This is a genomic window from Bacillus sp. A01H (assembly GCF_045277205.1).
GTDB lineage: Bacteria > Bacillota > Bacilli > Bacillales > Bacillaceae_G > Bacillus_A > Bacillus_A paranthracis.
Map to the genome: position 1 here is coordinate 2,425,403 of NZ_CP117702.1, position 17,186 is coordinate 2,442,588.

Genomic DNA, 17,186 nt, shown 5'->3' on the forward strand with positions numbered 1-17,186 from the left:
ATTACAGTTACATCCTTTTTTCTTTACATAGCCTTGATTGGCTAAGTCTCTTTGTGATTGGGAATTGGAAGATTGAGAATTCGAAGACTGAGAGGATGTTGATGAACTACTATTTTTATTATGAGAGTAGCTTTTTCGATAGTTATAATTACTCATAGTACTATCACCTCCAATTAAATATATAACTATTATATGTAGCTATTCTATTAATTGTTACGATAATAAATAGGAATGGGTATATAATAAAAAAATCTCCTACGTATTTTCCGAGGAGATAAATAATTGTCCTTTCATAATATAAATTAATATCCCCAGTAAAGAGGAAAATAATATGAATCTTGGTAATATAAATTTTGTTGTGGATTAGGAGGATGAGTTGCAGGGGGTATCGTTCCGCGGTTCTGATTACAATTTGCTGGAGGACCGATTACTGTAGTGGATTGAATAGGGGATACCGCTTGTTTCCATTGTTGCTCATCGAGACAGTAAGTATGGGCCATTATATTAGTGGGAGTTAATCTTAACATGTCAGAACCAAAAATAACTTCTGGTGTTGGTGCGTCGAAGATTGCTAATAAATGAGTGTTATCTGCTGTAGCAATTTCATAATGCCACCACGCTTGTGGAATGTTGGCAACTTGCCCCGGTTTTATTGGTAAGTTTAATATTTGATTTGTAAAAGGATTAAGTAAAGAAACAACTGCAGAGCCTGAAATGCAGTAAACAAGTTCAGCTGCATTTTGATGTATGTGCGGCTCTACAACATTTCCTGTACTTAAATAGATATCTAATAAAGAAGTGTTTTCTAACGTATTTAATTGTTTCTCGCCAAGTACGTTTATATAGTTTTGAGCATCTTTCTGAAAAAAATTACTTTTATTTAAATCATAAGTGAAATTAATTGAGGGGGAAGTGTAGTCGATATTGGAACTCAATTGTATTACCTGCCTTTCTATTAGTAAGTAAGGTTACAAAATTAGGATATGTGTCTATTGTTGGTTGTGTGCAGTTGTTGGTATCTTATTAAATTTGCTTATTCCATAAAGAATATGGGGTGTATTTCGTATCATAAAAAACAGACCAATACTTTTTATAAGAAGCATTGGTCTATTTTTTATGATAGTTTTTGCTGAATAATTAATTGTGCTTTAGCGGTATTGGCATAATTGAGCCAATCTAATACCAAGTTTTGTTTTTAAATCAAAGTAGATTTCTATGACGTCAAAATGGGATACCTTTGTTTTAAGTGGAACAGGTATACCGTTTACTTTTGCATTTTTCATGTTATGTGCAATTTTTGGAAATGCAGAGAAAGTAAAATCAATAATTGTAGCACCATCTGGTAAATAAATAGGTTGTAAATCTGAAGTATAAGCCGTTATGGTATTTTCAAATAGTTCGTACGATACTAGATTGTGGAACGCAATTGGATCTGTAGTTAATAAATTGTTATGCACAATTGTATCATTCATTATTTTATAAGATATGGATTGGATATTTGCAGTTCTATTATTTAATAAAGAAAAAATGCCGTTATCTTTTAATGTTTTTGCTAATTGTGTTTGAATGATAATTGTTTGTTCAGTATTATTCATATTGACTTTAGTTTTTAAATTGTTATTAAAATAGCTTTTTTCAAGAGTTTTAATTCATTAAATTGTAGATAATTTGCCTTTTGTAATAATACCTCGCTCATATAAATCCGTCCCTTAAAATTATTTTTAATAGTAATTCTATATAATAGAATAAATCCCCTTTGAAATTATTTTAATTATGTAAAAAATAAAGGTGTTGAGATGAAACTATATTCGTATATCCATTCATACTTTGGATTGATGGAAAAAAGTAAAGAACGTGTTAATTTAATATTACATCAATCATTAATAAGGGGTGAAGGTTCATGTCATTTAGTGAAATGATTAGAAATGAAGTGCTCAGCTGGGCGGGTGTTTCTGAAAAACCGCATCGATTTGGCGGCATTGAAATAAATTACGGTAAGAAAGAACTTGGTCATCTGCATGGAGATAAGTTAGTCGATTTACCATTTCCAAAGTTAAAGCGGGATGAATTAGTAAACCAAGGATTGGTCAAACCACATCACGTATTACCTGAATCAGGATGGATCAGTTATTATATAAAGAGTGAAGAGGATATACCATTTGCAATTGAGTTATTTCGTATGCAATATGACCGAATAAAAAAATAATGTAATAAAATAGATGAGTAAAAATATATTTTCATGTCACATCCCTCCTTAATCGTTCGTCTTGTATGTAGAACGATAAGGAGGGATTTTATTATGAAGAAATTTGATGTAGCAATTGTTGGTGGTGGCCTTGCTGGATTAACAGCGTCTATATATTTAGCGAAAGCTGGAAGAAAAGTGATTGTTTTAGAAAAGTCCAATCGCTTTGGTGGTCGAGGGATGACTATTAATAAAAATGGGATCTGTATGAATCTTGGTGCACACGCCTTATATAGAGGAGGAGCCGCATTTTTAACTTTTAATGAGCTCGGTATGAATCTGCCGGGTGGAATTCCATCTACAAAAGCACATGGAATATGGAAAGGGGAGATTTTCACCATACCAACAGATTTCCGTTCAATTTTATCAACACCACTACTTTCGTGGTCTGCAAAAGTACAATTCTCACGTCTTATGATTCGTTTAGGGAATTTAGATGTAAGAAAAGTTCAAAAAGTGAGCCTAACTACATGGGCAGAAAATGAAATAAAAGATCCAATGGTTCGCAATATATTTTATGCGCTATGCCGAACAACAACATATACGTTTGCTCCTACAATACAATTAGCATCATCTGTACTAAAGCAAATACAGCTTTCGATAAAAGATGGGGTATTTTATGTAGATGGTGGCTGGGAGACGATAATAACAAAATTAAGAGACATTGCGAATCATGCCGGGGTGCAATTTTTGGATAAAAAGCATGTTTTGGAAATAGAGCATTACGAAGATAAACAAAGAATATATTGTTTTGATGATGAGGTATTTGAAGTAGGTACAGTCATTGTGACGACTCCACCGAAAGAAGCTTGTAACATAATTAAAGGTGTGGAAGGAACAAGTTTGTATAGATGGAGTGAACAATCGGTACCGGTTACTGTTGCTGCATTAGATATTGGTTTGAGACGATTACCTAATCCGACACATCAATTTGCGTTAGGGTTAGATCAGCCTATATTTTTCACGAATCAATCAAGAGCAGCTAAATTAAGTGATGATGGATCAATTGCAGTGAGTTTAATTAAGTACCATAATCCTGTACTAGAGATGAAACATACTCATGAAGATAAAGAACAGTTAGAAAGTACAATGGATTTGCTACATCCAAATTGGAAAAGAGAAGTTGTTGCGCAACAATATTTACCGAAAATAACAGTAGTATATGATTTTCCTCATATAAACCGAGTTGAAAAATCAGGTCCTAATATCCCTGAAATGCCAGGTGTTTACGTTGCAGGTGATTGGACTGGGCATGATGAAATATTAGCTGATGCTGCAGTAGCAAGTGGAAAACGTGCAGCGTTACACATTTTAAAGCAATTAGAAAGTGAGGGAGTTCATCATGGAAACGGAGCAATTATATGAAGCGTATCAACCATTATTATTTTCGTTAGCATATAGAATCCTTGGGAGTGTTATGGATGCTGAGGATATCGTTCAGGATGTATTTATCTCGTTAAATAATATAGAGGATCTTCAGTCTATAGAAAATATGAAAGCATATTTGTGTAAGATGGCGACAAATCGTTCAATTGATAAATTACGTTCGGCAGCGCATAAACGTAACGTGTACGTAGGGATGTGGTTACCAGAGCCACTTGTAGAAGAAAGTAATGAGCCATCAGAGTCATTTGTTATGAAAGAATCCCTTTCCACAGCATATTTATTACTTTTACAACAACTGTCTGAGGTAGAAAGGATTGTTTTCATATTAAGAGAGGTTTTCAGTTATGAATACGAAGAAATAGCTTCAATTGTTGATAAGAGTAGTGTGAACTGTAGAAAGATCTTTCAACGGGCACGAAATAGTATATTGGATAAGCCGAAGCAATCAACATTAAGTACGAAGAAAATGGCTGATTATGTTGAAAAGTTTGTATCATCACTACAATGTGGTGATGCGCAAGGTATGTTAGAAGTATTAAAAACAGATGCGATATTGAAAGCAGATGGTGGTGGTAAAGTTACAACTGCGATTCATCCAATCTATTCTGCAGATAGAATTATTCGTTTATTCTCTGGAATTAGAAGTAAGTTCCCATCAGCGTACAATGTTGATTATAAGATAGTAAATGGTGCCCCAGGTGTTATTGTTAAAGTGAAAAACAAAGTGACTTATGTACTTTCATTCACATTTGAGAATGAGAAAATCTCAAATATTTATATGATGGTTAATCCTGAAAAACTTATGCACTTAAATAGAATAGTATAAAAAAGACGCATTTCTTTAGAAGTGCGTCTTTTTATTATTTTTCTAACATTTCAAGAGGTACATCTTTTTCGCCAGCTACCTCAAATTTAATTTCCCCGTCTTCTTCATAAATACGTGTAATAATCGGTATAGTAATCATTAATTTTTTGTGCTGCTTTCGTTTTCGAGCAGCATCTAAGCTAATCACGTTCATTTGTAAGCATCCTTTCTTCTAGAAATATATAAACAAAGAAAATGCGTCCGGAAAGGGCGCTTAATTGAATTTGAAATACCGATTCATTTAAATGGGGTTTATATGATTTAACAACTGCAATTGAATTAAAAATAGTATGAATGGAATAATTGCACGTAGAAATTAACTTTACCAAAAAACGAAACAATATGCTATAAAAAATTATAAATCTTTGTCATATAACGAGAAAAAGGTTTTTGTTTCGCATATAATGAAAGTAGACGAGCAACAAGAGCTTTTTCATCATATTGCTTTAGAAAGGCGATGAAAAAAATGGATACATTAAATTCATTATTATTTCAACTTGAACAATATGGAGAAGAGCATGATCGAAATAAAAAAACACGGGAAGAAAAATTACGGAATATTTCTCGTGAGATGGGGCAATTTTTATCAATTTTAGTAAAAGGGTGTAGCGCAATAAACATTTTAGAAATTGGAACTTCTAATGGTTATTCTACATTGTGGTTAGCTAATGCGGTAGAAGAAACAAATGGAAATGTAACAACTGTGGAGCTTTCTTCAGAACGAGTTGGAGAGGCACTTGTCAATTTTGAAAAGGCAAACTTGTTGCAAAGGATTGATGTTCACAATCAAGAAGCAGGGGCATTTTTAGATTCACAACTAGATCATTCATTTGATTTTATTTTCCTAGATTCAGAGCGTACGCAATACATGTGGTGGCTTGAACATATAAAACGCATTTTACAACCACAAGGTCTTCTTGTTGTCGATAATGCTACTTCTCATGCGAGTGAATTAGCTGAGTTTATAAAAATGATTGAAGAAGATAAAATGTTTGAAACAGTGTTATTGGCATTTCAAAATGGTGCATTTGTAGCGCGTAAGAAGCAATAGGATTGAACGCAATATAATTATCACATTGAAAAAGGGTGTATGTCAAAAGATTGAGTACAGTAGGATGGGAAGGTCGTAATTTATATACGTAACATACGAAGAATCCGCCTTCAGCATGTCGGTCTCTAGGTCTTAAGTCTGAGGAAAATTATGTTGTTTACAGGTATACTTATAGTAAGAAACAGGGAATGACTGCATAAGCAGGTATTTCTTGAAAATTGATTTCATATAGGCTGTTTGCACATGAAATACAATATATTAGATGAAATATAGTGCACATAAATTCGCACATATAAATAAAGGAGCGATTTTGTTGACTGAACTCGAGAAAAAAGAACCCGTATCAATTGTGAAAGATAATAATGTAGAAGTAGTAGTTGATACAGTTATAAAAGATGAAGAACTTGATGAATTAAATAAAGAAGCCGATCTTTATGTACAAAAATTAAATAGCGAGCAAAATACAGATTTATCGAAAGTATTGTCTCAGCTAGGAGATTTAGGGGATAAAGAACAACAAGCAGCAGGACAAACGTTATCAGCATTAAAACGTCCTGTCACAGCGATGATGAACGGGAAAAATGAAGAAATCCCGAATACATTGTTAGAATTACGTAAAGTAGTATCAGAGCTTGATCCGAACTCATTAAAAGCAAGTGGCATGAAGAAAATTATGTTTAAAGTATTCAAGAAAAATCCACTTGAAACATACGTGCATAAATACCAATCTATAGATAAGCAAATTGAGGAGATTATAAGATCGCTTCTAATTGGCCGTGACAACTTACAAGAAGATACTGTTGGCCTAGAGATGCTTAAGGAACAATCACACGATAAAATTCACGCGCTTGATAAGCAAGTATACTTAGGGAAAAAACTTGCTGGCATGCTGGAAGCTGAGAAACAAAATCCAGAACGTCAAAGGGATATTCCATTAATTAATGATGCATTAGAAAAGATACTCGTACGTACGCGCAATATGCAACAAGCGAAAAGTGTGTTATTACAATCTATCGCATCAGTAGACATTATTAAGAAAAATAATGAAAAGTTAACAGAGGCAATTCGTAATGCAATTACGATGACGCAAAACGTTGTAACAGTTTCTGCTGCTATCCAGTTAGCATTAACAAATCAGCGTAAAACAATTGATGCAGTGAATGCAACAAATGAAGCAATTGAGTCTATGGTATTAAGTAATTCTCAGGCATTAAAACAAAATACAGAAGAAACAACAAAACTTCTTGAAAATCCTGCAATTAGCATGGATAAATTACGCGAATCATTCCAAAATGTATTTGCTGCAATTGAAGCTTCTGAAAAATCGTCAGAACGTATTATCGAGTCAAGTAAGAAGTTTGTTATTGAACTAGACACATTTAATGATGAAATGAAACAAAAACTCATTCAGCGCCCAAGAAAATAGCAGACTTTTAGAGGAGGTGAAAAAATGAGTTTTATTCAAACTGTATTATTACTACTCGGTACATTGTTTTTAATCGCATTTACTGTCGTTGTTTTAGTTGTATATTTCGGACGTAAACTGTATTTTTCGTGGACGAAGCCATATAAAAGAGCACACGATTCTTTAGATAAGTTATCGAATAAATCATTACCGTTTCTACAAGAATTTACACAACATCCACTCTTTTATCGTTGGATTCGTACGGAAGGAAAGAAAGAACAACATATATTAAACACGCTTTTCTGTGCATCGGGTCAACGTACGAGAGAGCAAGTATTCTCAATGTTACCGAAAGAAAAACAGAAAAAAGTACATGTAATGGCAAAAACGACGAAAAAGCTTACTAATGAAGATATTGATGTAGCAGCGATGAAAGTAAAAGATTTTTTAAGACAAGAAACGCAGCAAACAGTAAAACCGACAGATTTATCGTTTTATAAATTGTATTTTTATGATCGATATCCAGATGCATTAAATACAATTCAAGCGTATAAACGTTCAATAAATCCTTCATTACAAAAAACAGTTGATGATATTACAATTTCAGTATTAAATGCACTGCCATACTATCAAGAGCAACGTATGTTTGAACAACAACATAAACTTGAAACGTTCTTAATGAAAGATTTAATAGCAATGTTATCTTTAGTGGTGCAACTACCACCATCACAACGTCCCGAAAAAGAAGAAGAATTGAAAATCTACTTACAAAATTTCCAAAAAGAAATGGAAGTAGTAGAGCGGGATATTCGTGACTCGATTGATCACGATTTGAATGTGAAGATGAGAGCAGCGACTGAGAAGTTTAAGAATAAATAAAAAAGACGCCTTAAAGCTATAATACTTAGCTTTAAGGCGTTTTTTTTATTAGTTGTTATTTTGCTTTAACGGTAGTATGACTAGAAGCAACACTTTCATTATGCAATCGATCAACTGCAGTTACTACATACGTATATGTTTCTCCAGAAATAACGGTTTTATCTAAATAAATTTCTCCAGGCTTTGTCTTTCTTACAGTAGTAAGTAAATTTTTCGGATTTTCTATATTCACTTCACTTTTTCCATTCACGCGGTAAATAGCGTAATAAGCAGAATCATTCTCTCTATTATCAATGATACCTACAGCAATACCTTCATCTCTTGGAATAGCACCTTTTAAAGTCGGTTGTTTTGGTGGATCATGATCAAGCCAAGGCATAGAGGGGATTAATGCAGGATATTTATATATGTCTTTTGAGAGTCTATCTTTAATTCCTAGTGGATTGTTATTAATATCTTTCAAGCTAAAATGCATACTACCTTTTATTTCAGGATATAACCGATTTAATTCAATTTGTCTTGGGTATTCTTCTGGATCAGACCAAGCTGGGACAGAATTATTATTAATTTTATAGGCCGCCTGACCGATGTATAGGTGGATCGGTTTATTATTTGTTTCTTTTACCCACCAATCTACTAATATGTCATACGCAGCAGGAGTGAAACCTATATTCCAATATATTTGCGGTGTGATGTAGTCAATGTAACCTTTTTGTATCCACTCACGTGCATCAGCGTAAAGGTCATCATAGTTTCTTTGACCTGCAGTTGTGTTAGAGCCAGTTGGATCGTCAGCTATATTTCGCCATACGCCGAACGGACTTATGCCAAACTTTACGTATGATTTTTCTTGTTTTATAGCAGTATTTAAATCTTTTACAAGTTCATTTACATTGTTACGTCGCCAATCTTCTATATTTGTAAATCTACCGTTATTATACGTTTCGTACGTTTTTTGATCGGGGAATTGTTCACCTGCTACTTTATATGGATAAAAATAATCATCCATATGCAGCGCATCAATGTCATAATTTTGCACGATTTCTAAAGCACCTTCAGTTATAAATTTTTTCACTTCTGGAATACCGGGATTGTAATATAACTTCCCGCCATAAGGTACAATCCAATCGGGGTGTTGTTTTGCAGGGTGATTATTTGATAATCGATTTATATCAGTGTGATTCATCGTTATTCGGTATGGGTTAATCCATGCGTGAAATTCTATATTTCTTTTATGTGCTTCATCGACCATAAATGCGAGTGGGTCATAACCAGGATCTTTTCCTTGTGTGCCCGTAATGTATTCAGACCAAGGACCGTAATTTGAAGGATAGAAAGCATCAGCAGTTGGTTTTATTTGTACAATGACTGCATTCATACCAGTGTTTTTTACATCGTCTAATAATTTAATAAATTCTTGTTTTTGATTTTCAATTGGTAAGCCAGTTTTTGAGGGCCAATCAATATTAAGAACAGATGCGATCCATACAGCACGTAATTCGTGTTTTTTGTACGTAGTAGTTACTTCAGCATAAGTAAAGTGAGGGGAAATGAAAGAGAAAGGGATGAACAAGATGACGATGCAACATATCATAAATAAACGTTTAACGATCATGTATACGCCTCCTTATCATATGATTATCTAAGATAATATACGAGGCAAGGTTGGCCTTGCAATAGAGAAAATTGTATATTGAAACATTAATTTAATAGGAAAAATATTTTTAATGAAATTTACTTTCAGTATAACTAAATTCATTTACTACTTCATATGCTTGTTAGTAAAGTGAAACTTCCTTTCATTTGAAGGGGAATAAATTATAAGTATAGGAGGATTCATAAATGAAGGTTTTGTTCGTTTGTTCTGGAGGAATGTCCAGCGCAATTGTTGTAAACGCTTTAAAAAAGGAGGCGGAGAAAAAGGGTATGAACATGGAAGTGCATGCGATTGGAACAAATGAGGTAGAGGAAGAAGTAAAGAATGGCTGGGACGTTGTAATGGTTGCACCTCAAGTTAGACATCGATTTGATTCTGTTAAAAAATTCGCAGAAGAGGAATCTATCCCGTGTGGTATTATACCGCCGCAAGCATATACACCTCTTGGTGGACCGACTTTATTAAAGACTGTAAATGATTTAATTCGTTAGGGGGAACCGTTATGAATAAGTTTGTCACGTTTCTCGATAAAAACTTATCTGGACCGATGGCAAGACTTTCTGAACAGAGACATTTACAAGCAATCCGTGATGGAGTGATTTCAGCATTACCATTTATCATCGTAGGAAGTTTCTTTTTAATCGTAGCATTTCCACCTTTACCGAAAGATAGTTTCATATCCGTTTGGGCATTAAAAAATCAAACAAGTATATTAATACCATATCGGTTAACGATGTTTATTATGTCTTTATATATAGCATTTGGAATAGGATATAATTTGGCGAAAAGTTATAAACTAGATGCTTTATCAGGAGCACAGCTTGCAGTATGTTCACTGCTATTAACATTAACTCCTGAATTAATTGATAAAAAAGGATTTATGCTTCCGATGACAAATCTTGGAGGTCATGGATTATTCGTGACGATGATTGTTTCTATTTTATCCGTAGAGATTTTAAGGTTTTGTAAGAAGAAAAATGTAATGATTAAAATGCCAGAACAAGTACCGCCGTCAGTATCGCGTTCGTTTGAAGCACTTATACCTGCTGCATTCGTTATTATTATTATGAGTCTAGTAACTGTCGTTTTTAGCATTGATTTACACCATGTTGTTGATAAACTAGCAGCACCATTAGTAAAAGCTGGCGATAGTTACTTCGGTGTAATGATTCCAGTGTTTTTAATTACGTTTTTTTGGTCATTCGGAATCCATGGTGTGTCGGTTGTTGGAACTGTTGCTCGGCCATTATGGGAAGTATATCTAGGGAAAAATGGAGAAGCAGTTGCTAGTGGAGCAGATCAGTTGCCATTTATTTCACCAGAGCCGTTATATCAATGGTTTATATGGATTGGCGGTTCTGGTGCGACATTAGGGCTTGTATTAGCTATGATTGTATTTGGTCGATCAAAATATTCGAAAGCATTATCAAGAACTTGTATTGTTCCGGGTATTTTTAATATAAATGAGCCAGTCATATTCGGATTACCGATTGTACTAAATCCAATTTTAATTATCCCATTTATCATTACACCACTTGTAACGGCAACTGTTGCATATTCTGCAACTGCAATGGGATTTGTAACACCAACGCATATTATGCCGCCATGGACATTACCTGCTCCAATTGGTGCTTATTTAGCAACAGGTGGGGATTGGCGTGCGATTGTATTAGTTTTTATAAATATAGCAATATCGTTCCTTATATATTTACCATTCTTTAAAATGTACGACAAAAATATGCTTGAAATTGAGAAGAGTGGTGAAGGCGAATCTGTTAATCCATAATCTTTATGCTTTAATTTATGAGTGATAGGTATTTTGCCTATCACTTCTTTCACATGAAGTCCAGAGAGGATGAAATGGAATGAATATAAAATTTAGTTATAAAGGTGTATTTTTATTATTATTTGGAGTGATATGTGCGAATTTACTTTTTGTGCCTTTATTAAGAATGCTACATCTATCACAAATGCATAGTATATGGCTTGTTACAAGCATTGCGGCAAGCATTTTGCTTACAGTAGTTGTTTCTTTCATTGATGGATCGTTTGCATCGAAAGCTCAGTTGTTTTTTAGATTTATATTGTTTTCAATCGGTTGTACATTTGTAACTTACATGATTGCTTTTTAGTAAATAGGAGGTCATGCATGTTATGTATATTGCAGGGGTAATGTCCGGTACTTCATTAGATGGAATAGATGTAGCGCTCGTTCGTATAGAAGGGAGTGGTGTAGATTCTAAGGTTAAACTCATCCATTTTACTACAGTTCCATTTCGTAATGATATAAAAAGTGAAATACAACAAGCATTATCAATAGAAAATTCAAATGTCCAACTCATATGTAGTTTGAATTTTAAGTTAGGTTTATGTTTCGCCAACGCTGTAAAAGAAGTTTGTAAAGAGGCCAATTTTTCTTTGGAACAATTAGATTTGATAGGTTCTCACGGACAAACGATTTACCATCAGCCAAAGCCAGAAGGGAATATGATAGCTTCCACATTACAAATTGGGGAGCCTGCAGTAATAGCATATGACACGAACACGACGGTTATCTCAAATTTCCGAACGATGGACATGGCAGCAGGAGGACAAGGTGCACCACTTGTACCATATTCAGAGATTATTTTATATCGTCATCCAACTAAAAATAGACTACTACAAAATATCGGCGGGATTGGTAATGTTACCGTAATACCAAGTCAAAAAAGTGATCAGAACGTTATAGCTTTTGATACTGGTCCGGGTAATATGATAATTGATGAAGTATGTCAAAGGTTATTTCAGTTGCCATATGATCAAAATGGTAACATTGCAAAACAAGGGGTAGTTGTAGAAGAAATTTTGACATATTGTATGAATCATTCATTTTTGAAAATGAATCCACCGAAATCAACAGGTAGAGAACAGTTTGGTGAAGAGTTTGTAAGTCAGTTATTGAAGCGGTATGAAAAGTATAGTAAAGAAAATATATTAACGACTGTCACGATGTTTACAGCAAGTTCAATTGTTCATCATTATAAGGAGTTTATTCTGCCGTATTATGAAATTGATGAGGTAATTTTAGGCGGTGGCGGCAGTTATAATAACACACTTGTTGAAATGATACGGTATGGATTGAAGGATGAAAAATGTACAATATTCATTCAAGAAGATATAGGCTATTCTTCAGAGGCGAAAGAAGCAATCGCCTTTGCCATTTTAGCAAACGAAACGTATCATCGTAATCCGAGTAATGTGCCGAGTGCAACAGGTGCAAAGAAATCTGTAGTTTTAGGGAATGTAACGTACCCTTCAATATGAAGAAAATGAGGAGAACGTATATGAAGTATATGATTGGAATAGATGGCGGGGGAACGAAGACAGAAGCAATTGCATTTGATAAAGACGGAAATGAACTTGTAAGAGCTACTAGTGGATTTGGAAACATATTAATAGATTTTGAAGAAGCTCTTGTGCATATTATGGAAGCGATTGATCATTGCCAGATAAGTGTAGTGAAAGAGCATTGTGTTTGTATTTGTTTAGGATTAGCAGGTATAAGCGGAGCAAATATAAATGAATTAACATTACGTCTAAAACAGAAGTACGGAATACAAATTGAAGTTTTTAATGACGCAATGATAGCACATGCAGCCGCTTTAGAAGGAAAGGATGGAATTTTAACGATTGGTGGCACAGGTGCGATTTGTCTAGGGAGAAAAGGAGAAGTACATGAGTATAGCGGTGGATGGGGACATATTTTAGGAGATGAAGGAAGCGGATATTGGATTGCATTACAAGCTTTAAAGAGAATGGTAAATCAATTGGATCAAGGAGTTAGACTTTGTCCATTAAGCTTAAGAATTCAAGATGAGTTTCAACTTTTGACATCGTCTCATATAAAAAGTCTAGTTTATAGATCTGCAAAAGATAAAGTTGCAGCAATCACACCATTAGTTATTCGGGAAGCTAGAAATGGGAATGATGCTGCACATGAAATTATGATGCAAGCTGGAAAGGAATTAGCAAGGATTACAATAGATGTTTATAACAAGATGCAGTTTGATTTATCAGCTTCCATTGCAGTAAGTGGCAGCATATTGCGTTTCGTTCCTGAAATATATGATGAATTTAAGAAATGCTGTGAGAAAAGCATAGGAAAAGTTACATTTATATCACAATCACAATCAGCAGTGAAAGGAACATATTATTTAATGAAAAATATATATTTTAAAAAATAGCTGTATGAGAATTTTTGTATGATTTGTAAATATATGATGTTAAAATGTATAAAGGGATGCGGATAGAAACGTACAATATACATTGTTCTTGAATATTGTATAAGTACTCCTACGTAGAAAGTGAATGATTATATGATTAATAGTATGCAATTTTTGTATTTGGTGGCTTCTTATTTATTTGGAAACATATTGACTGCTTATATAGTAACGAAATGGAGACATAACGTTGATATTCGGGATGAAGGAAGTGGTAATCCTGGTGCAAGAAACATGGGCCGTGTGTATGGAAAAGGGTATTTCGTCGCTACATTTTTAGGCGATGCGATCAAAGGGGCAATCGTAGTTTCTATTGCAAAATACCTTTTTGAAGATTCTACATTTGTAATGCTAACATTATTGGCTGTAATAATTGGACATATTTATCCAGTTTTATTTAAAGGTAAGGGCGGTAAAGGTATTTCAACATTTATCGGAGGACTAATCGCATTTGATTATTTGATAGCGCTTACCCTCGTTGCAGTTTTCATTATATTTTATTTAATCTTTAAAGGATTTACGAAGCCAGGACTAATTACAATTGCTTGTTTACCACTTTGCATGATTTTGTATTCTTACTCAATTGTTACGACTATTTTAAGTGCACTCATCATTGTACTTATTTTATATGTAAATCGCGAATGAAATAAACATTTAATAAGTGGGGTTAATCTCCACTTATCATTTTTTATTAAATAGATAAAGGAGATAGGGCATGGGGTTAATTTATAAAGTTGCTGATCAAGTTTGGGAATTTGAAAGTATACATAAATTGAATTATAAAACATTTGTAGAAGAAATTCCGCAACATGAAGAAACGAAAGATCGTGTTCGTATAGATTGTTTTCATGAAGAAAATACATATTTAATTTGTTTAGATGACGATAAGTTAGTAGGTATGGTTGCGTTGCGAGGAAAACGACCATTCTCGTTAGATTATAAAATTTCAAATCTAGATTTTTATTTGCAAGAACATGGAGAAAACGTATATGAAATTCGTTTACTTTCAGTAGAAAGTGAATATCGAAATGGAAGAGTGTTATTAGGTTTAATTCGCTTTTTACATCGTTATTTACTTCTAAATGGATATGAATTGGCACTCATTTCTGCAACAACACGTGAACTACCTTTATATGAGCAAATGGGATTCAAATCTTTCCATTCGTTAGTTGGTACAGAAGCAGCAGCATTCCAGCCTATGTATGTTACCCCTGCTATGTTTGAAGCATCGAGTGTTGGGGGAATTATGACGAAAGAGTATACGTTTTTACCCGGCCCAGTAGATATTGAAGAGAATGTTCGAAAGGCATTTTCTACTAAGCCTATTTCACACCGTTCTAAGTCATTTCAAGTGACTATGGATAATGTAAAGAAACGATTACTTCAAATGACAAAAGCAAAACGTGTGCAAATCATGTTAGGAACAGGGACATTAGCGAATGATGCCATTGCTTTACAGTTACGTTCTTTAAAAGGAAAGGGGCTCGTATTAACAAATGGGGAATTTGGTAATAGATTAGTCGGGCATGCAACACGTGCAGAGTTACATTTTGATACGTATAAAAAAGAAATGGGAGAACCGTTTATTTATACAGAATTGGAAAAAATAATGGGAGCTGGACATTATGAATGGCTTTGGTTTGTTCACCACGAAACATCAACTGGAATGTTAAATGATTTAGACGAGCTAAATGTTTTATGTGAAAAGTATAAAGTGAAACTATGTGTAGATTGTATTAGCTCAATTGGAGCGATACCGATAGATTTAAAGGATGTATATTTTGCGAGTGGCGTGAGCGGAAAGGCAATTAAATCGTTGACTGGATTATCTTTCATTTTTCATAATCATAATGTGAAAGTAAACGAGACATTACCAGCCTATATGGATATTGGTATGTACGAAGAAAATGAAAGTATTCCATATTCCCATTCATGGAATTTAATTAATGCTTTGCAAGAAGCGTTGAAGAGATTTGAAGATGAAAAAGCATTTGTAAAAATTAAAGAGACATATGATTATATGGAAGAAGCTATTACTAGTATAGGGTTAAAACTTGTTTCACCTAAAGAATATGCCGCGCCAATTATACTTACGATTCAATTAAATGGAGGTCTTTCTTCTAAAGCGGTCGGTGATGCGTTAGCGTTACAAGGATATATTGTTCATTATGAATCAGCGTATTTACGAAAGAATAATTGGATCCAAATTGCATGCTTAAATCATTATAAAGAACGTGATATGAAGAGGATGTTGAATTGTTTGCAGATGTATGTATTACAGAGTGGGGTACATATATAAAGACTTTTTCATTTCGAATAAAGGAGCTGCGACTTACGAAAACTTAGGAAGAGAACATTGGAAGAGGTGTTAGTATGATAACTAAAAAACTACCATTGCATATAGACGATATTAAAAAAGCTCAAACTATTTTGGACAGAAATGTTCGTAAAACGCCATTAGTAAAATCATTTTATTTGACTAGTAAAACAGGTGGAGAAATTCACTTGAAATTAGAAAATATGCAATTAACAGGTTCGTTTAAATTCCGTGGTGCGTTTAACAAAATGTCACAGCTTACAGATCAAGAAAAAGAAAGAGGAGTAATTGCTTGTTCTGCTGGTAATCATGCGCAAGGAATTGCTTTATCTGCTCATTTACTTGGTATTAAGAGTAAAATCGTTATGCCGATTTCTGCACCGCAGGCGAAAGTTGATGCGACTAAAGGATATGGATCTGAAGTAGTTTTACATGGTGAAACCTTTGATGATGCGAAGGCAAAATGTGAGGAGATTATTAGGGAAACAGGTGAAACATACTTACATCCATATGACGATGTAGAAGTAATGGCTGGTCAAGGTACAATAGGATTAGATATTCTTGATGATATGTGGGATGTTGATACGGTCATTGTACCAATTGGTGGAGGAGGAATTATTTCTGGAATTGCTGTCGCATTAAAATCTTTTAATCCGTCGATTCATATAATTGGTGTCCAAGCAGAAAATGTTCATGGGATGAAGGCATCTTATGACAAAGGTACAATTATAGAACATTATGAGGCACCTACGATAGCAGATGGTTGCGCGGTAAAAATACCAGGCAATTTAACTTTTGAAGTTGTAAAAGAATTAGTAGATGATATTGTAACAGTATCAGAAAAAGAGCTGGAATTAGCGATGAAAGACTTATTACAACGCGGGAAAGCTGTTGTAGAAGGTGCAGGCGCATTAGCTACTGCTGCTCTACTTGCAGGGAAAGTGGATACATATATTAAGGGAAAAAAAGTAGTAGCGGTTATATCTGGTGGGAACGTAGATTTACAGCGTATTTCGAGTGTTTGTGAGCAGTTTTTTGTGGCTAATGAAGTGAAATAGTATTTTAAAGAATAGTTTTATGAACGAGGAGCTAAGAGAAATGATCTTAGCTCTTCTTTTTTGT

At 34.1% G+C, this 17,186-nt stretch carries 17 protein-coding genes and 1 pseudogene; 14 read left to right on the top strand and 4 right to left on the bottom strand.

Annotated features, from left to right (window positions below; translation table 11 throughout):
- Positions 1 to 302 precede the first annotated feature (302 nt).
- Together PSR14_RS12740 and PSR14_RS12745 are read right to left on the bottom strand one after the other, a co-directional pair.
- Positions 303 to 935: a cupin domain-containing protein gene (locus tag PSR14_RS12740; protein ID WP_000097590.1), complete on the bottom strand. Its 633-nt coding sequence runs from the start codon at positions 933 to 935 to the stop codon at positions 303 to 305.
- 179 nt (positions 936 to 1,114) lie between these two features.
- Positions 1,115 to 1,640: pseudogene (locus tag PSR14_RS12745) on the bottom strand (TGS domain-containing protein); the annotation flags it as partial.
- Between the two features lie 260 nt (positions 1,641 to 1,900).
- Between PSR14_RS12745 and PSR14_RS12750 the strand changes: the two are divergent.
- From PSR14_RS12750 to PSR14_RS12760, 3 genes are all read left to right on the top strand, one after another.
- On the top strand, positions 1,901 to 2,206 hold the full coding sequence (locus PSR14_RS12750; RefSeq protein ID WP_000010324.1) for a luciferase family protein: 306 nt from the start codon (positions 1,901 to 1,903) through the stop codon (positions 2,204 to 2,206).
- 93 nt (positions 2,207 to 2,299) lie between these two features.
- Complete coding sequence (locus PSR14_RS12755) at positions 2,300 to 3,610, top strand: NAD(P)/FAD-dependent oxidoreductase (RefSeq protein ID WP_000712992.1); 1,311 nt, start codon at positions 2,300 to 2,302, stop codon at positions 3,608 to 3,610.
- A complete protein-coding gene (locus PSR14_RS12760; RefSeq protein WP_000447135.1) occupies positions 3,588 to 4,457 on the top strand; it encodes an RNA polymerase sigma-70 factor in 870 nt (289 codons plus the stop codon). The genes PSR14_RS12755 and PSR14_RS12760 overlap by 23 nt, the downstream gene beginning before the upstream one ends.
- 34 nt (positions 4,458 to 4,491) lie before the next feature.
- Here the strand turns inward: PSR14_RS12760 and PSR14_RS12765 are convergent, their stop codons facing one another.
- On the bottom strand, positions 4,492 to 4,650 hold the full coding sequence (locus PSR14_RS12765; protein ID WP_001100984.1) for a hypothetical protein: 159 nt from the start codon (positions 4,648 to 4,650) through the stop codon (positions 4,492 to 4,494).
- A 303-nt stretch (positions 4,651 to 4,953) separates the two neighbouring features.
- On the opposite strand from PSR14_RS12765, the gene PSR14_RS12770 reads away from it, so the two are divergent.
- The 3 genes from PSR14_RS12770 to PSR14_RS12780 all read left to right on the top strand — a co-directional run bounded on the left by PSR14_RS12770 (position 4,954) and on the right by PSR14_RS12780 (position 7,831).
- Positions 4,954 to 5,547, top strand: a complete 594-nt coding sequence (locus tag PSR14_RS12770; RefSeq protein ID WP_001997477.1) for an O-methyltransferase — start codon at positions 4,954 to 4,956, stop codon at positions 5,545 to 5,547.
- Between the two features lie 313 nt (positions 5,548 to 5,860).
- Positions 5,861 to 6,973 carry a toxic anion resistance protein gene (locus tag PSR14_RS12775; protein WP_000137402.1) on the top strand — a complete coding sequence of 371 codons (1,113 nt, stop codon included), beginning with the start codon at positions 5,861 to 5,863 and terminating at the stop codon, positions 6,971 to 6,973.
- A 24-nt stretch (positions 6,974 to 6,997) separates the two neighbouring features.
- On the top strand, positions 6,998 to 7,831 hold the full coding sequence (locus tag PSR14_RS12780; protein WP_000008358.1) for a DUF3974 domain-containing protein: 834 nt from the start codon (positions 6,998 to 7,000) through the stop codon (positions 7,829 to 7,831).
- A gap of 55 nt (positions 7,832 to 7,886) precedes the next feature.
- Here PSR14_RS12780 and PSR14_RS12785 read toward each other — a convergent pair whose 3' ends face one another.
- The gene (locus tag PSR14_RS12785) at positions 7,887 to 9,446 is read right to left on the bottom strand and encodes a glycoside hydrolase family 10 protein (protein ID WP_073541665.1); all 1,560 of its coding nucleotides are present in this window, start codon (positions 9,444 to 9,446) and stop codon (positions 7,887 to 7,889) included.
- Positions 9,447 to 9,673: 227 nt separating this feature from the next.
- Between PSR14_RS12785 and PSR14_RS12790 the strand changes: the two genes are divergently transcribed.
- From PSR14_RS12790 to tdcB, 8 genes are all read left to right on the top strand, one after another.
- Complete coding sequence (locus tag PSR14_RS12790) at positions 9,674 to 9,979, top strand: PTS sugar transporter subunit IIB (protein WP_000865887.1); 306 nt, start codon at positions 9,674 to 9,676, stop codon at positions 9,977 to 9,979.
- A gap of 11 nt (positions 9,980 to 9,990) precedes the next feature.
- Positions 9,991 to 11,274 (top strand): PTS sugar transporter subunit IIC, encoded by a 1,284-nt coding sequence (locus PSR14_RS12795; protein WP_001032282.1) that lies wholly within the window; start codon positions 9,991 to 9,993, stop codon positions 11,272 to 11,274.
- A 79-nt stretch (positions 11,275 to 11,353) separates the two neighbouring features.
- Complete coding sequence (locus PSR14_RS12800) at positions 11,354 to 11,620, top strand: hypothetical protein (RefSeq protein WP_073541666.1); 267 nt, start codon at positions 11,354 to 11,356, stop codon at positions 11,618 to 11,620.
- A 22-nt stretch (positions 11,621 to 11,642) separates the two neighbouring features.
- Entirely contained in the window at positions 11,643 to 12,791 is a 1,149-nt protein-coding gene (gene anmK / locus PSR14_RS12805; protein WP_073541667.1) for an anhydro-N-acetylmuramic acid kinase AnmK, read from the top strand.
- Between the two features lie 20 nt (positions 12,792 to 12,811).
- The gene (locus tag PSR14_RS12810; RefSeq protein WP_073541668.1) at positions 12,812 to 13,711 is read left to right on the top strand and encodes a BadF/BadG/BcrA/BcrD ATPase family protein; all 900 of its coding nucleotides are present in this window, start codon (positions 12,812 to 12,814) and stop codon (positions 13,709 to 13,711) included.
- A 132-nt stretch (positions 13,712 to 13,843) separates the two neighbouring features.
- Positions 13,844 to 14,392: a glycerol-3-phosphate 1-O-acyltransferase PlsY gene (plsY, locus tag PSR14_RS12815; RefSeq protein WP_000610858.1), complete on the top strand. Its 549-nt coding sequence runs from the start codon at positions 13,844 to 13,846 to the stop codon at positions 14,390 to 14,392.
- 70 nt (positions 14,393 to 14,462) lie between these two features.
- Entirely contained in the window at positions 14,463 to 16,046 is a 1,584-nt protein-coding gene (locus PSR14_RS12820; RefSeq protein ID WP_073541669.1) for an aminotransferase class V-fold PLP-dependent enzyme, read from the top strand.
- Positions 16,047 to 16,120: 74 nt separating this feature from the next.
- On the top strand, positions 16,121 to 17,122 hold the full coding sequence (gene tdcB / locus PSR14_RS12825; RefSeq protein ID WP_073541670.1) for a bifunctional threonine ammonia-lyase/L-serine ammonia-lyase TdcB: 1,002 nt from the start codon (positions 16,121 to 16,123) through the stop codon (positions 17,120 to 17,122).
- Positions 17,123 to 17,186 lie beyond the last annotated feature (64 nt).

Bases quoted from the DNA above. Each gene is read 5' to 3' on its own strand.
- PSR14_RS12810 (WP_073541668.1), top strand. From the start codon at position 12,812: ATGAAGTATATGATTGGAATAGATGGCGGGGGAACGAAGACAGAAGCA.
- PSR14_RS12765 (WP_001100984.1), bottom strand. From the start codon at position 4,650: ATGAACGTGATTAGCTTAGATGCTGCTCGAAAACGAAAGCAGCACAAA.
- plsY (WP_000610858.1), top strand. From the start codon at position 13,844: ATGATTAATAGTATGCAATTTTTGTATTTGGTGGCTTCTTATTTATTT.
- PSR14_RS12795 (WP_001032282.1), top strand. From the start codon at position 9,991: ATGAATAAGTTTGTCACGTTTCTCGATAAAAACTTATCTGGACCGATG.
- tdcB (WP_073541670.1), top strand. From the start codon at position 16,121: ATGATAACTAAAAAACTACCATTGCATATAGACGATATTAAAAAAGCT.
- PSR14_RS12770 (WP_001997477.1), top strand. From the start codon at position 4,954: ATGAAAAAAATGGATACATTAAATTCATTATTATTTCAACTTGAACAA.
- PSR14_RS12790 (WP_000865887.1), top strand. From the start codon at position 9,674: ATGAAGGTTTTGTTCGTTTGTTCTGGAGGAATGTCCAGCGCAATTGTT.
- PSR14_RS12750 (WP_000010324.1), top strand. From the start codon at position 1,901: ATGTCATTTAGTGAAATGATTAGAAATGAAGTGCTCAGCTGGGCGGGT.
- PSR14_RS12755 (WP_000712992.1), top strand. From the start codon at position 2,300: ATGAAGAAATTTGATGTAGCAATTGTTGGTGGTGGCCTTGCTGGATTA.
- PSR14_RS12800 (WP_073541666.1), top strand. From the start codon at position 11,354: ATGAATATAAAATTTAGTTATAAAGGTGTATTTTTATTATTATTTGGA.
- PSR14_RS12820 (WP_073541669.1), top strand. From the start codon at position 14,463: ATGGGGTTAATTTATAAAGTTGCTGATCAAGTTTGGGAATTTGAAAGT.
- PSR14_RS12785 (WP_073541665.1), bottom strand. From the start codon at position 9,446: ATGATCGTTAAACGTTTATTTATGATATGTTGCATCGTCATCTTGTTC.
- PSR14_RS12760 (WP_000447135.1), top strand. From the start codon at position 3,588: ATGGAAACGGAGCAATTATATGAAGCGTATCAACCATTATTATTTTCG.
- PSR14_RS12780 (WP_000008358.1), top strand. From the start codon at position 6,998: ATGAGTTTTATTCAAACTGTATTATTACTACTCGGTACATTGTTTTTA.
- anmK (WP_073541667.1), top strand. From the start codon at position 11,643: ATGTATATTGCAGGGGTAATGTCCGGTACTTCATTAGATGGAATAGAT.